At 66.7% G+C, this 13,983-nt stretch carries 13 protein-coding genes; 5 read left to right on the forward strand and 8 right to left on the reverse strand.

Annotated elements, in window-relative coordinates:
- Positions 1 to 23: 23 nt before the first annotated feature.
- From IPM73_12430 to IPM73_12450, 5 genes are all read right to left on the reverse strand, one after another.
- A complete protein-coding gene (locus IPM73_12430) occupies positions 24 to 3,140 on the reverse strand; it encodes an efflux RND transporter permease subunit (GenBank protein ID MBK8918816.1) in 3,117 nt (1,038 codons plus the stop codon).
- Positions 3,141 to 3,150: 10 nt separating this feature from the next.
- Entirely contained in the window at positions 3,151 to 4,263 is a 1,113-nt protein-coding gene (locus IPM73_12435; protein ID MBK8918817.1) for an efflux RND transporter periplasmic adaptor subunit, read from the reverse strand.
- Positions 4,260 to 4,769: a hypothetical protein gene (locus IPM73_12440; protein MBK8918818.1), complete on the reverse strand. Its 510-nt coding sequence runs from the start codon at positions 4,767 to 4,769 to the stop codon at positions 4,260 to 4,262. Before IPM73_12440 ends, IPM73_12435 begins: the two co-directional genes overlap by 4 nt.
- Positions 4,770 to 4,774: 5 nt before the next feature.
- Positions 4,775 to 5,983, reverse strand: a complete 1,209-nt coding sequence (locus IPM73_12445) for a TolC family protein (protein MBK8918819.1) — start codon at positions 5,981 to 5,983, stop codon at positions 4,775 to 4,777.
- A 106-nt stretch (positions 5,984 to 6,089) separates the two neighbouring features.
- Complete coding sequence (locus IPM73_12450; protein ID MBK8918820.1) at positions 6,090 to 6,473, reverse strand: hypothetical protein; 384 nt, start codon at positions 6,471 to 6,473, stop codon at positions 6,090 to 6,092.
- Positions 6,474 to 6,568: 95 nt separating this feature from the next.
- On the opposite strand from IPM73_12450, the gene tgt reads away from it, so the two are divergent.
- From tgt to secF, 4 genes are all read left to right on the forward strand, one after another.
- Positions 6,569 to 7,693 carry a tRNA guanosine(34) transglycosylase Tgt gene (tgt, locus tag IPM73_12455; protein MBK8918821.1) on the forward strand — a complete coding sequence of 375 codons (1,125 nt, stop codon included), beginning with the start codon at positions 6,569 to 6,571 and terminating at the stop codon, positions 7,691 to 7,693.
- A gap of 51 nt (positions 7,694 to 7,744) precedes the next feature.
- The gene (gene yajC, locus IPM73_12460) at positions 7,745 to 8,077 is read left to right on the forward strand and encodes a preprotein translocase subunit YajC (GenBank protein ID MBK8918822.1); all 333 of its coding nucleotides are present in this window, start codon (positions 7,745 to 7,747) and stop codon (positions 8,075 to 8,077) included.
- 101 nt (positions 8,078 to 8,178) lie between these two features.
- A complete protein-coding gene (gene secD / locus IPM73_12465; GenBank protein MBK8918823.1) occupies positions 8,179 to 10,053 on the forward strand; it encodes a protein translocase subunit SecD in 1,875 nt (624 codons plus the stop codon).
- A 12-nt stretch (positions 10,054 to 10,065) separates the two neighbouring features.
- Complete coding sequence (gene secF, locus IPM73_12470; protein ID MBK8918824.1) at positions 10,066 to 11,010, forward strand: protein translocase subunit SecF; 945 nt, start codon at positions 10,066 to 10,068, stop codon at positions 11,008 to 11,010.
- Between the two features lie 61 nt (positions 11,011 to 11,071).
- On the opposite strand, the gene IPM73_12475 is transcribed toward secF, so the two are convergent.
- The 3 genes from IPM73_12475 to purB form a co-directional block, all read right to left on the reverse strand.
- Positions 11,072 to 11,392, reverse strand: a complete 321-nt coding sequence (locus IPM73_12475) for a DUF2322 family protein (GenBank protein MBK8918825.1) — start codon at positions 11,390 to 11,392, stop codon at positions 11,072 to 11,074.
- Positions 11,389 to 11,637, reverse strand: a complete 249-nt coding sequence (locus tag IPM73_12480) for a hypothetical protein (protein MBK8918826.1) — start codon at positions 11,635 to 11,637, stop codon at positions 11,389 to 11,391. Before IPM73_12480 ends, IPM73_12475 begins: the two co-directional genes overlap by 4 nt.
- 113 nt (positions 11,638 to 11,750) lie before the next feature.
- Positions 11,751 to 13,118 (reverse strand): adenylosuccinate lyase, encoded by a 1,368-nt coding sequence (purB, locus tag IPM73_12485; protein MBK8918827.1) that lies wholly within the window; start codon positions 13,116 to 13,118, stop codon positions 11,751 to 11,753.
- 167 nt (positions 13,119 to 13,285) lie between these two features.
- On the opposite strand from purB, the gene IPM73_12490 reads away from it, so the two are divergent.
- On the forward strand, positions 13,286 to 13,894 hold the full coding sequence (locus tag IPM73_12490; protein ID MBK8918828.1) for a glutathione S-transferase: 609 nt from the start codon (positions 13,286 to 13,288) through the stop codon (positions 13,892 to 13,894).
- Positions 13,895 to 13,983: the final 89 nt, after the last annotated feature.

Here is a 13,983-nt window from a genome sequence, read left to right on the forward strand (position 1 = left end):
TTCATTTCCTTTCACGAGAATAATCAAAGGGCTTCGTCGCCGGCCTCGGCCAGCAGACGTTCCGCGGCCGGGCGGCCGAACAGCCAGAACAGCGTCGGGGTGACAAAGGTATCGAGCAAGGTCGAGCTGATCAGGCCGGAGAAGATCACCACGGCGACCGGATGCAGGATCTCGGTGCCCGGCTGTTCGGCCTCGAAGAGCAAGGGCGCCAGCGCGAAGGCGGCCACCAGCGCGGTCATCAGCACCGGCGTCAGACGCTCCAGCGAGCCGCGGACGATCATCGGCACGCCGAAGGTCTCGCCTTCGAGGCACATCAGGTTCAGGTAGTGGCTGATCTTCAGGATGCCGTTGCGCGTCGCGATGCCGGCCAGCGTGATGAAGCCGATCAGCGCGGCGACCGACAGCGGCTGGCCGGAAAGCCACAGGCCGAGCACGCTGCCGACCAGGGCCAGCGGCACGTTGGCCATGATCAGCCCAGCCAGCAACGCCGAACGGTAGCGGCTGTAGAGGACCATGAAGATCAGCGCGACCGAGCCCAGCGCCAGCCATGAAATCAGCCGCGCCGCCTCCTCCTGGGCCTGGAACTGGCCGCCCAGGGTGATGAAGTAGCCCTCGGGCAGCGGAAAGGCGGCGACCGCCGCGCGCAGGTCGGCGACCACCTCGGACAGTGCCCGCTCCTGCGCGTTGGCCGAGATGACGATGCGCCGGCGGCCGTCGTCGCGGGTGATCTGGTTCGGCCCGTCGGCGTCCTCGATGCTGGCCAGCAGCGCCAGCGGCACGCGGCCCCCCGGCGTCTCGAGCAACAGGTTCTTCAGTCCTTCCAGCGAGCGGGCGCTTTCCGGCAGGCGGACGACGAGATCGAAGCGGCGGTTGCCCTCGACGATCTGCGTCACCTTCTCGCCATCGACCAGCGTCTGCAGCGTGCGCGTCAGCTGCGCCGTCGAGATGCCGTAGCGGGCGGCGGCGTCGAAATCGACGCGCACCTTGATCTGCGGCGCCAGCACCTGCTTTTCGATCTCCAGGTCGGCCAGCCCGGGGATTTTGGCCAGCCGCTCGCGCAACAGGCCGGCCTGGGCGCGCAGGGTGTCGAGATCCTCGCCGAATATCTTGATGGCGATCTGCGCCCGCACGCCGGACAGCATGTGGTCGAGGCGGTGGGCGATGGGCTGGCCGAGGCTGAGGCTGGCCGGCAAGTTGCCCAGGCGCTGGCGGATGTCGGCATAGACCTCTTCCTTGGGCCGGCCGCCCGGCTTGAGCTGGATCTCGAACTCGGTCACATGCACGCCCTCGGCGTGTTCGTCGAGTTCGGCCCGCCCAGTGCGCCGCCCCATGTGGGCGACTTCCGGCAGGCCGCGCAGGGCGGCTTCCGCCGCCTCGGCGATGCGCACCGACTCGCCCAGCGTCGCCCCCGGGTTGAGGCGCAGGCCAAGGGTGATCGAGCCCTCGTTGAAGGGCGGCAGGAAAGTGGTCGGAAAGAAGGGCACGGCCGCCACCGCCAGCACGACGGCGACACCGGTCGCCGCAATGGGCAGGCGCGGCGCGGCGAGCACTTTTTCCAGCGCCGCCCGGTAATGCGCCTTCAGCCAGCGCACCAGCCGCGTCTCGCCGTGGTCGTGGGCAACCAGCGCCGGCAGCAGCCAGAAGCAGAGCACCGGCGTGACGATGACGGAGACGGCCAGCGAGGCGAGGATGGAGACGATGTAGGCGACGCCGAGCGGCACGAACAACCGCCCCTCGATGCCGGGCAGGGCGAACAACGGCACGAAGACCAGGGCGATGATCAGCGTCGCGTAGACGATGGCGGTGCGCACCTCCAGCGAGGCCGAGACGATGGTGCGCAGCACCGAATACACCCCGCCATGCGCCGCCTTTTCGCGCAGGCGGCGCAGGATGTTCTCCACATCGACAACCGCGTCGTCGACCAGCTCGCCGATGGCGATGGCCAGGCCGCCCAGGGTCATCGTATTGATCGACAGGCCGAGCCAGTGGAAGACCAGCACGGCGATCAGTATGGACAGCGGGATGGCGGTCAGGGAAATCAGCATCGTCCGGAAATTGCCCAGGAAGAAGAACAGCACGCCGGCGACCAGACAGGCGGCGAAGAGCAGCTTGACCTGGAGATTGCCGATCGAGGCCTCGATGAAATCGGCCTGGCGGAAAATCACCTGCGGCGCGCTGATACCCTGCGGCAGGCTGCCCTTCAGGCCTTCGAGCGCGGATTCCAGGCGTTGGGTCAGCTCCACCGTATCGGCCGTCGGCTGCTTCTGGATGCTCAGGATCACCGCCGGCACGCTGCCCTTGCCGTCGCTGAAGCCGCCGTCGCCGCGCTTGATCGCCGCCGCGAAGCCGACTTCGGCGACCTGGCGGAGCAAAATCGTCTGGCCGGCCCGCGCCGTGATCGCCAGGTTCTTCAGGTCGTCGAGGCGGGCGCTACGGCCAAGGTGGCGGATCAGGTACTCGCGGCCATTCAACTCCAGGAAGCCCCCCGAGGTATTGGCGGCAAAGCCCCTGACCGCCGCCTCGATCTGGTCGAGGGAAATACCCAGTTCGGCCATCCGCCGGGTATCCGGCTGCACCTGGAACTGGCGCACCTCGCCGCCAATCGGGATGACCTGCGAGACGCCGGCGATCGCCATCAGCCGGGGCCGCAGCACCCAGTCGGCGTACTCGCGCGCCGCCTTGGCGTCGGCGGCCGGCCCGGCAATCGGGATAGCGACCAGCATGATCTCGCCCATGATCGACGACACCGGGCCCATGCGCGGCACGCTGCCCGGCGGCAGGGCCGACTCCATCGCGGTCAGCCGCTCGCCGACCATCTGCCGGGCGCGGTAGATATCGACGCCCCAGTCGAAGGAAATATAAAGGAACGACAAGCCGGCGCTCGACACCGAGCGGATGCCGGCGACACCGGGCAGGCCGCTCATCGCCGTTTCGAGCGGGAAGCTGATCAGCTGTTCGACCTCCTCCGGCGCCATGCCGCCGGCTTCGGTCATCAGCGTGACGGTCGGCTTGTTGAGGTCGGGAAAGACGTCGACCGGCAGGCGGGTCGCCTGCACGCCGCCCCAGAGCATCAGCGCCACCGCTGCCGCCAGCACGAAGAGCCGGCTGGCCAGGCTTTTTTCGACGAGCCACTGGAACATGCTCTGCTCCTCAGCGTATCTGCGAAATCAGGCTGGCGCCCTGCACCACCGCCCGCTCGCCGGCCTTCAGGCCGCCGGTGACGACGACCCGCAGGCCGTCCAGCGGCTGGGTCTGCACCGCCCGCGCCTCGAAGCGCTCGGGCGCCGTCTTGACCCAGACGATCACCTGGTTGGCCGTGTTGCGGGTCAGCGCCGCCATCGGCAGCGGCAGGCCGCGTAGCGTCGCCTTCAGGCCGACCTGCACCTTGACCGGCTGGCCGAGCGGCAGCGTCAGGCCGGCGCCGGTCGCATGGTTTTCGAACATCAGCGGCAGCGCCTGCTCGCGCAGCCGACGGCTGGCGCCGATGTAGCTGAGCGGCACCGAACGCTCGCCGACCGCCACGCTCGCCGACACCACCTGGTCGAGGGGCAGCGGCTCGTAGGCGCTGGCCTCGATGTGCAGGCTGTCCGGGTCGATGACCTCGAAAATCAATTCCTTGACCTCCACCACCTGACCGACCACCGCATTGCTCGCCGCCAGCACGCCGGAGACCGGCGCGACCAGCGCCTCTCGCCCCGACAGTCCGGCGCCGACCGCGGCGATCCGCCCGTGCAGGCTGGCCAGTTCGCTCTCGGCCGCCTCGATGTCCTTCTTGGGCACCGTATCGGCCAGTTCCTGCAGGCGATGCAGGCGCTTCTCGGCCAACCCCCGGCTGGCTTTCAGTTCGGCCAGCAGCGCCGACTGGTTGGAACGCTCGATGGCCCCGGACGAGGGCGCGACCCAGGCCAGCACCTCGCCCTTTTTGACCTTGCTGCCGGCCGCCGGCAGGCCATGCGGCCCGGCCGCCTCGATGCGCCCGGGAATCATCGCCTGGACGCGCCCGCCGAGATGCGGGTCCATGATGACCCGGCCGGTCAGTTCCAGACTTTTCGGCAGGTCGGCCTCGACCGTCCGTTCGGTCAGGACGCCCATGCCGCGCTGGGCCGACTTGGGCAGGAAGACGGCCCCGTCGGGCAGGCGCTGCGGGGTGTTGCCGGGCACCACCATGGTCTTCTTCTCGTCACCGTGGTCGTGCCCCTCATGGGCCGTCAGCGGCAGGCTCAGGCCGGCCAGCAACAGGCTCAACAGATGAACGTGTTTCATGCCCGACCTCCCTTGCGCCCACGGCGCCAGAGCAGCAGGGCGATCAGCCCGGCGAGCAGGGCCAGCCCGCCAAGGATGCGGCCGCTCCCCGCCGTGCCCGCCGCCGCGGCGCTTGGTGCATGGACGTCGAAGTCAGCGGTCAGCAGATCGCTCTCGGCGCCCGCGACCAGCGTCATCGCCAGCGCATATTCGCCCGGCTGGCGCAGGGGTTTCAGCCAGTCGGCGTCGGCGATCAGGTAGTCGCCGCGCTCGGCGCGGAAGCTCGCCTTGGCCGCCTTGCCGCCGGTATCGACCTCCAGCGTCGCGCCGAGCACCGGCGCATTGCTGTCGGCCCGGTCGATGTAGAAGACAAAGCCCTCGTCCTCCAGCCGGCCGACCACTTCGAAGGCTTCGCTTTCCGCCACGGCGACCGGAATCGGCGCCGCCGGGTCTGCCGCCCCCGCCACCGGGCCGGCCAGCGCAAATGCCAGGCTCAGCCCAAGAACATGTCCAAGTTTCAAACTCATGCTGTTTACTCCGGCAACAAGCCAAGACTCTGGCGCCATTGCGATATGCCCTGAGCCAGCGCGATGCGCGCCCGGCCCAGCGCCCGTTCCGCCTCGAAGGCTTCGCTGTCGATGCGCAGGCGCGTCGGCAGATCGCTTTCGCCAAGACGGAAGGATTTGTCGTAGAAGCCGCGGTTTTCCCGCGCCAAACCGGCCCGCTGTTCCGCCGCCGCGAGTTGCTGGCGGGCCGCCGCGACCTGGGCCCGCACGGCGGCGACTTCCAGGCTGAGGCGTTCGCGTTCACGTTCGAGTTCGACGCCGGCCTCGATGGCCTCCGCATTGGCCGTCGCCACCCGGGCGTCCTGGCGTGGCCCGGCACCGAAGGGAATGCGCAACGCCAGGGCCCAGGTCTGTGCACTCGGTTCGCCGGAGGCAGCGCGATCGCTGCGCGTCGACAACATCAGCTCCGGATTGGCCCGGCTCTGCGCCCGGGCCAGATCGACCTGACGCCGCGCCACGTCGCTCTGCGCAGCCAGTTCGCGCAGGGCCGGATGCTCGGCCGCCGCGGTGGCCGGCTCCGGCTCGTATTGCACCTCGACGTCGCCGACCGGCCGGCCGCTCAGGCTCTCCAGCCGATGCCGCAGGCCCAGTTCAGCAGCCTGTGCCTCGGCCTGCAGGGCCTGGCTTTGGGCCAGCACCCCGGCGGCCTGGTTGAGGTCGGCCCGGGACAGGTCCCCGGCGGCGAAGCGGCGGGCCACGTCTTCGCGCAGGCGTGCCGCCGCGGCAAGCCGCTCGCCGGCCAGCGCCAACTCGTTGCGGGCGCCCTGCCAGTTCCACCAGCTCTCACGCAACACCTGGGCGAGGCGCAGGCGCAGCGTCTCGCCGCGCCCGGCCGCCACGTCGGCCTCGGCGGCGGCCAGCGCCTGGCTGCCGCTGCGTTCGCCGGGCAGCCAAAGCGGCAGGACGAGGCCGATTTCATTTTCGCGGGCGCCGTTGCGACGGTTGAAACGGTCGCTGCGGGTGCCGATTTCGACGCTGGGCGGCGCCGCCGTCCAGGCATCGGCGGCGGCGCGCAGGGCGGTGGCTCCCCGCTGGCGCTCGTGCAGCGCGGCGGCCGCCGGCTGGCGCTGCCAGGCTGCGGCAAAGGTACGGGCAAGGGCCGTCTCGCCCTGTGCCGAAGCGCTGGCGAAGAGGCTGACAAGCAAAATGGGCGCGAGGCCGAAAACGGTTCGCATGGGGGTTCCTCCGGTTGCTGGATGGCATCAACCGGCGGTATGCCGCACCGGCCCTCGTGGCAACGCGGACCTTCAGGGATTCTGGGACGAGGCAAGCCGCCGCGGATCAGGCGGCGGCTCTGGGAGGGCGTTCGAGCCCTTCGGGAATACGCGAGGAAAACGGCGCCTGCGGAGCCTCGACCGTGGCGTCGCTGCCGTCGAGCACCGGCAGTTGCGGGCCCGCCGCCACGCCACCCGGCAGGTGACCCAGGATGTGTCCGGGGCAGCAATGATGCTGCGCCTCGTCGCAGGCTGCCTGGGCGTGGTCATCGCAACCGGCACAAGCGTCGCCCGCTGCCGTGTGATCATGGTCATGATCGTGCGCGTCGGCCACCGCCACCGGATGCTCGTGGGCCGCCATGCCGCCGGTCGCCTCCCAGCCGAAACTCGGCGAGAAGACGGTCAGCAGCATGACCAGAATCAACAGGCGGGAAACGAGGCGTGTCAGCATCAGGGCTCAACGATAGCGTAGACAATCTATACAATCACGCACCCGGCGCAAGAAGCTCTGATTTGCGCCAAAAATTCATAAGAATCAAGCTACCCATGCACTTCGAACTCCTCGCGACCGATGGCGCCGCCCGCCGCGGCCGCCTTGGCCTGGCCCACGGCACCGTCGAGACTCCGGTCTTCATGCCCGTGGGCACCTACGGCACGGTCAAGGCCATGACGCCGCAGTCCCTCGCCGAAGTCGGGGCGCAGATTTGCCTGGGCAACACTTTCCACCTCTGGCTGCGGCCGGGGCTCGACGTGGTGCGCGCCCACGGCGGCCTGCATCGCTTCATGAACTGGGACCGCCCCATCCTCACCGATTCGGGAGGCTTTCAGGTCTTTTCCCTGGGCGCCCTGCGCAAGATCGGCGAAGAGGGCGTGAAATTCTCCTCCCCCATCGACGGCGCCAAACTCTTCCTGACCCCGGAAGAATCGATGCGCATCCAGCACGGGCTCAATTCCGACATCGTCATGATCTTCGACGAGTGCACGCCCTACCCGGCCAGCCATGAGGAGGCAGCCGCTTCGATGCGCCTGTCGCTGCGCTGGGCCCGGCGCTCCAAGGACGAGCATGACCGGCTGGGCAATGGAAACGCCCTCTTCGGCATCGTCCAGGGCGGCATGTACGAGGATCTGCGGGACGAATCCCTGGCCGGGCTGGATGGCATCGCGAATGGGCGTGGATTCGATGGCATGGCCATCGGCGGCCTTTCGGTGGGCGAGCCGAAGGAAGACATGTCGCGCATCCTGGCCCACACGGCACCGCGCCTGCCCACCGGGAAACCCCGCTACCTGATGGGCGTCGGCACGCCGGAAGACCTGGTGGAAGCCGTGACCGCCGGCATCGACATGTTCGACTGCGTGATGCCCACCCGCAATGCCAGGAACGGCCACCTGTTCACCCGCTTCGGCGACGTCAAGATCAAGAACGCCCGTTTCAGGAACGATACCGGCCCCCTCGACCCTTCCTGCACCTGCACCACCTGCACCCAGTTCACCCGGGCCTATCTGCACCACCTCTTCCGGGCCGGGGAAATCCTGGGTTCCATGCTCAATACCCTCCACAACCTGCACTACTACCAGACCCTCATGGCGGAAATGCGCGGGGCCATCGAGACCGGCCGTTTCGGCCCGTGGCGGGAAGCGTTCCGGCGGGACCGTCAAGGTGGCATTGCATGACCGGTGCTAGAATGCCGCCTTTCGTTTCGACCGCTTTGAGGAAAACCCCCCATGATTAGCCTTGCCCACGCCCAGGCCGCAGCCCCCGCCGGCGGCGCCGATTACACCGGCCTCATCATGATGGTGGCCATGTTCGCCATCGTCTGGCTGATGATGATCCGCCCCCAGATGAAGCGCGCCAAGGAACACAAGACCATGGTCGAGGCGCTGCAAAAGGGCGACGAGATCGTGACCCAGGGAGGGCTCGCCGGCCGGGTCACCAAGATCGGCGAAAACTACCTGCACGTGGATGTTGCCGAGAGCAAGGACGGCGCCGTCGAAGTCATCGTGCAAAAGACGGCGGTGGCCAACCTGCTCCCCAAGGGCACGCTGAAAGGACTGTGAGGCGTGAAGAGAGAGGAGTGAGGCGCCATACCCGACTCCGGGCTTGGCCCTGCTTCCGTCCTCAACCCGCCCACCTTCCACCCCTCACTCCTCACTGAGCCATGAATCGCTACCCCCTCTGGAAATACATCGTCGTCGCCGTGGCGCTTGTGCTGGGCTTCGTCTATACCCTGCCCAACTTCTTTGGCGAGTCGCCCGCCGTCCAGGTTTCCAGCGCCAAGGCCACCCTGAAGACCGACGACAAGACGCTGGCCCGGGCCGAGGAAGCACTCAAGGCGGCGGGGATCGCCCACGACGGCATCCAGCTCGATTTCAACGGGGTCAAGGCCCGCTTCAAGGACACCGATACCCAGTTGAAGGCCAAGGACGCCCTGGAAAAGGCCTTCAATCCGGACGCCGCCGACCCCCATTACGTCATCGCCCTGAACCTGCTCACGGCCTCACCGTCCTGGCTGACCGGCCTGCACGCCCTGCCCATGTACCTGGGCCTGGACCTGCGCGGCGGCGTGCATTTCCTGCTCCAGGTGGACATGAAGGGGGCCCTGACCAAGCGCCTCGATTCCGTCGGCGCCGACGTGCGCACCCTGATGCGCGACAAGAATGTACGCCACGCCGGCGTGAGCCGTGAGGGCGAGCGCCTGGTGATCCGCTTCCGCGACGCGGAAACCCGCGACAAGGCCCGGACCACCCTCACGGACGCCCAGCCCGATCTGGCCCTGGTCGAACAGGGTGAAGGCAGCGACCTCCGTCTGGTCGCCACCCTGAAGCCCGAAGCGCTCAAGCGCCTGGGCGAATTCGCCCTCAAGCAGAACATCACCACCCTGCACAACCGTATCAATGAACTGGGCGTCGCCGAGCCGGTGATCCAGCAGCAGGGCGGCGACCGTATCGTCGTCCAGTTGCCCGGCGTGCAGGACACGGCCAAGGCCAAGGACATCCTGGGGCGCACCGCGACCCTGGAAATCCGCATGGTGGACGACGCCCCTGGCGTCCTGGAAGCCGCCCTGGCCGGCAACCCGCCTTTCGGCACCGAACTCTATACCGAACGGGGCGGATCGCCCCTGGTGGTGAAAAAGCAGGTCGTCCTCACCGGCGACCGCCTGACCGATGCCCAGCCCGGCTTCGACAACCAGACCAACGAGCCCGCCGTCCATCTCAATCTCGACTCCGCCGGGGCGCGCATCTTCAAGGACATCACCCGGGAAAACGTGGGCAAGCGCATGGCCATCCTGCTCATCGAAAAGGGCAAGGGCGAAGTCATCACCGCCCCGGTCATCCGCACCGAAATCGGTGGCGGCCGGGTGCAGATTTCCGGCCGCATGAACACCGTCGAGGCCAACGACACGGCCCTGCTGCTGCGTGCCGGCTCCCTGGCGGCGCCCATGGACATCATCGAGGAACGCACCATCGGCCCCAGCCTGGGTGCGGAGAACATCAAGAAGGGCTTCCATTCGACCCTGTGGGGCTTCGCCGCCATCGCCATCTTCATGATCGCCTACTACCAGATGTTCGGCGTCATTTCGGTGATCGCCCTGGCTTCCAACCTGCTCTTCCTGGTGGCCCTCCTATCCCTTCTTCAGGCTACCCTCACGCTGCCCGGCATCGCCGCCATCGCACTCACCCTGGGCATGGCTATCGACGCCAACGTGCTCATCAACGAGCGCGTCCGGGAAGAGCTGAGGAACGGCGTGCCTCCCCAGGGCGCCATCTCCGAAGGCTACGAACGGGCCTTCGGCACCATCCTCGATTCCAATATCACGACCCTCATCGCCGGCCTGGCCCTCCTCATTTTCGGCTCCGGCCCGGTACGCGGCTTCGCCGTGGTCCATTGCCTGGGTATCCTGACCTCCATCTTTTCGTCGGTGGTCGTCTCCCGCGCCCTGGTCAATCTCGTCTACGGCCGCCAGAAAAAGCTGGTCAAGGTCGCCATCGGCGCCGTGTGGAAGCCGGGCCTCGCCGGCAACGGCACCCAGTAAGGGGAAACGAACATGGAATTTTTCCGCATCAGGAACGACATCCCCTTCATGCGCCATGCGCTGAAGTTCAACATCATTTCCCTGGTGACCTTCATCGTGGCCGTGGTTTTCCTCTTCGCCAAGGGCCTCCACCTCTCCGTCGAATTCACCGGCGGCACCCTGATCGAGGTGCATTACCAGCAGGCTGCCGATCTGGAGAAGATTCGTGGCGCCCTGGGCAAGTCCGGGTTCACCGATTACGCGGTGCAGAATTTCGGCTCCTCCCAGGACGTGATGATCCGGCTCCCCCTCAAGGCCGACCAGAACACGGCCCAGCTTGGCGAAGCGGTCATGAAGTCCCTGGAGGCCGACGCCCCGGGCGCCCGCTTGAGCCGGGTCGAATTCGTCGGTCCCCAGGTAGGTAAGGAACTGGCGGAAAACGGCGCCATGGCCCTGCTGCTCGTGGTCATCGGCATCGTCGTCTATCTGGCCTTCCGCTTCGAATGGCGCTTCTCGGTTTCGGCCATCATCGCCAACCTGCACGACGTGGTCATCATCCTGGGCTTCTTCGCCGCCTTCCAATGGGAATTTTCGCTTTCCGTGCTGGCCGCGGTCCTCGCCGTGCTGGGCTATTCGGTCAATGAATCCGTGGTGGTCTTCGACCGGGTGCGGGAAACCTTCAAGAAGAAGCGCGGACTGACCACACCACAGGTTCTCGACCACGCCATCACCAGTACCATCAGCCGCACCATCATCACCCACGGCTCCACCCAATTGATGGTGCTGTCCATGCTCATTTTCGGCGGCGAGACCCTGTACTACTTCTCCCTCGCCCTGACCATCGGCATCTGCTTCGGCATCTATTCCTCGGTCCTGGTGGCCAGCCCCCTGGTCATGTGGCTGGGGGTCTCGCGGGAGCAGTTCATCACCCAGAAGAAGGTCATCGAAGGCGCCAACGAGGAAGGTGCCGTGGTCTGACGGACTCCGGACAAGGGCAAATCAACGGGCGCCCTGGGCGCCCGTTTTCATTCACCAGCGCTCAGACGGCGAAGACGTGCTTGACGCGCAAGGCCGGTTCTCCGGCCTCGATCCCGAGCAGCCGCGCAATATTGGGATGCTTGCCGGGATTAGCCCGCTCATCCTCGCTGTGCTCGGCGAAAATTTCCAGGCCCATCTTCGCCGCCTCGGCGGTGATGGCGCCGTAGGTCTGGGCCAGATGGTTATAGACCGCCAGGGAGCCCTGGCTGCCAGCCTTGTTTTCGATGGTGGCGACGACATTGCCCTCGGCGTCGAGGAGGTTGAGGGCTGCCAGATGGGAGATCCCGGGCAGCTTCTTCAAGTTTTCTGCGAATTGACTCATTTCCAGTCCTGTTTGGCCTTGACCATCCCGAGGATGAGGCCAGTGGTGAAGGTGGCGACAGGCACGGCGAAGGCGATGGCCTTGATGCCCCGCTCGGCGCCGAAGAGGTAGAGAAGGACGAGCGCCGGCAGCAGACCGACGATCAGGCCGAGAAGCCCTCCCTTCAAGCCCCCCGCGATGACGTCACGGTCGGTCGTCTTGCGCTCGCCGACACAGAAGGGGCAGTAGATGGCGTCCTCCGGCACGTCTCTCCCGCATTTTCCGCACTGCATGGGCTAGGTCTTTCGCCGGGCCGGCCCAAGGCCGGCCTGCGCTCCCTCCGAGGGCAGCGGGCCGGGCGAGCGTGGGGGCAGTCCCATCAGATGCGCTTGGCCAGGTCGGCCGCCTTGCCCGTGTAATCCCAGGGCGTCAGCTTGAGCAGTTCCGCCTTGGCGGCCTCGGGAATCGCCAGGGTGGCGACGAAGGCCTGCATGCCGTCGCGGGACACCCGGGTGCCCCGGGTCAGCTCCTTCAGCTTTTCGTAGGCCTCGGGCACCGCATAGCGGCGCATGACGGTCTGGATGGGCTCTGCAAGCAGTTCCCAGTTGGCGTCCAGGTCGGCGTGCATGAGATCGGCGTTGATTTCCAGCTTGCCCAGGCCCTTGAGCAGCGAATCGTAGGCCAGCAGGGTGTAGCCGAGACCGACGCCCATGTTGCGCAGCACGGTGGAGTCGGTGAGATCGCGTTGCCAGCGGGAAATGGGCAACTTCTCGGCCAGATGCTTCAACACGGCGTTGGCCAGGCCCAGGTTGCCCTCGGAATTCTCGAAGTCGATGGGATTGACCTTGTGGGGCATGGTGGACGAGCCGATTTCGCCGGCCTTCACCTTCTGCTTGAAGAACCCGAGGGAGATGTAACCCCAGATGTCCCGATCCAGGTCGATGAGGATGCTGTTGGCGCGGGCGAAGGCGTCGAACAGTTCGGCCAGGGCATCGTGGGGTTCGATCTGGATGGTGTAGGGGTTGAAGCTCAGCCCCAGGGATTCGACGAAGCGCTGGGCGAACCCCTCCCAGTCGTAGCCAGGATAGGCCGCCAGGTGGGCGTTGTAATTGCCGACGGCACCGTTGATCTTGCCCAGCAACTCGACCCCGGCGATGCGGGCGTGGGCCCGTTGCAGGCGGTAGGCCACGTTGGCCATCTCCTTGCCCAGGGTCGTCGGCGTCGCCGGCTGGCCGTGGGTACGGCTCATCATCGGCACCGCGGCGTGGGCATGGGCCAGTTCCCGCAGCTTGGCGATGACCTGATCCAGGGCCGGCAACAGGGCCGCTTGCCGGGCGCCCTGGCACATCAGGGCGTGGGACAGGTTGTTGATGTCTTCCGAGGTGCAGGCGAAGTGGATGAATTCGCTCACCTTCACCACTTCTGCGTTGCCCTTGGTGTTGCCCTTGATCCAGTATTCGAGGGCCTTGACGTCGTGGTTGGTGGTGGCCTCGATGGCCTTCACCTCGGCGGCCTGTTCGGGGCCGAAATGGCTCACCAGGGCGTCCAGTTCCGCCACCGTCGCCGGAGAGAAGGCGGCGATTTCGCTGAAATGGGGCTCGGCGGCGAGGGCCTTGAGCCATTCGATCTCCACCTTCAGGCGGGCGCGGATGAGGCCGAATTCCGAGAAATGCTCGCGCAGGGCGTCGACCTTGCCGGCGTAGCGGCCATCGAGAGGGGAAAGGGCCGTAAGAAGGGGGGCAGTCATGGCGGCGTCCGGGGGGCGGAAAAGGGCGCTATTTTATCCGTCCGCGCTGCATCGCAGCAAACGGCAGGGAAATTCCCGATGACCGTGAAATGCTCGAGCACCGTAAAGTGGGGGGCGGTAGGCTATAATCCGCCAACCCCAAAAACGGATCACCTACGAGAAAAACCATGAAGCTGATCGGCTCCCTGACCAGCCCGTTTGTCCGCAAGGTTCGCATCGTCCTGGCAGAAAAGAAGATCGATTACGACTTCGAGGTCGAGTCCCCCTGGACAGAGGACAGCAAGGTTCCTGACTACAACCCCCTGGGCAAGATCCCCGTCCTGCTGCTGGACGACGACACCCCACTCTTCGACTCCCGGGTCATCGTCGAATACGTCGACAGCGTCACCCCGAACAACAAGCTCTTCCCCAGCCCCAATCGGGAACGCATCGAGGTGAAGCGCTGGGAGGCCCTGGCCGACGGCGTGTGCGAAGCGGCGGCCACGGCCTTCGTGGAAGCCAAGCGGCCCAAGAAGGAACAGAGCCCGAGCTGGATCGAACGCCAGCGGAGCAAGATCGTCCGGGGCCTGGAATTCATGTCCGAGGAGCTGGGCGAAAAGACCTACTGCACAGGCACCCACATTTCCCTGGCCGACCTGGCCGTGGGGGTTTCCCTGGGTTACCTGGCCTTCCGCTTTCCCGACATCGACTGGAAGAGCGCCCACCCCAATCTGGCCAAGCTCTACGACAAGCTGATGCACCGGGCCTCCTTCGCCGACACCGTTCCGCGCGAGTAGCGCCACGCGGCTGTGGCGCGACCGTCGTCGGTCACCTGCACAAGCAGCCGACGGGGGCTGCGGTTCTCACGACCACCGCAGCCCCCGCC

It is taken from the genome of Betaproteobacteria bacterium (assembly GCA_016720065.1).
Taxonomy (GTDB): domain Bacteria; phylum Pseudomonadota; class Gammaproteobacteria; order Burkholderiales; family Rhodocyclaceae; genus SSSZ01.

Coding starts and splice junctions, on each gene's coding strand:
- IPM73_12445 (MBK8918819.1), bottom strand. CDS start 5,983: ATGCGAACCGTTTTCGGCCTCGCGCCCATTTTGCTTGTCAGCCTCTTC.
- secD (MBK8918823.1), top strand. CDS start 8,179: ATGAATCGCTACCCCCTCTGGAAATACATCGTCGTCGCCGTGGCGCTT.
- secF (MBK8918824.1), top strand. CDS start 10,066: ATGGAATTTTTCCGCATCAGGAACGACATCCCCTTCATGCGCCATGCG.
- IPM73_12435 (MBK8918817.1), bottom strand. CDS start 4,263: ATGAAACACGTTCATCTGTTGAGCCTGTTGCTGGCCGGCCTGAGCCTG.
- IPM73_12490 (MBK8918828.1), top strand. CDS start 13,286: ATGAAGCTGATCGGCTCCCTGACCAGCCCGTTTGTCCGCAAGGTTCGC.
- IPM73_12475 (MBK8918825.1), bottom strand. CDS start 11,392: ATGAGTCAATTCGCAGAAAACTTGAAGAAGCTGCCCGGGATCTCCCAT.
- yajC (MBK8918822.1), top strand. CDS start 7,745: ATGATTAGCCTTGCCCACGCCCAGGCCGCAGCCCCCGCCGGCGGCGCC.
- IPM73_12430 (MBK8918816.1), bottom strand. CDS start 3,140: ATGTTCCAGTGGCTCGTCGAAAAAAGCCTGGCCAGCCGGCTCTTCGTG.
- IPM73_12450 (MBK8918820.1), bottom strand. CDS start 6,473: ATGCTGACACGCCTCGTTTCCCGCCTGTTGATTCTGGTCATGCTGCTG.
- tgt (MBK8918821.1), top strand. CDS start 6,569: ATGCACTTCGAACTCCTCGCGACCGATGGCGCCGCCCGCCGCGGCCGC.
- IPM73_12440 (MBK8918818.1), bottom strand. CDS start 4,769: ATGAGTTTGAAACTTGGACATGTTCTTGGGCTGAGCCTGGCATTTGCG.
- purB (MBK8918827.1), bottom strand. CDS start 13,118: ATGACTGCCCCCCTTCTTACGGCCCTTTCCCCTCTCGATGGCCGCTAC.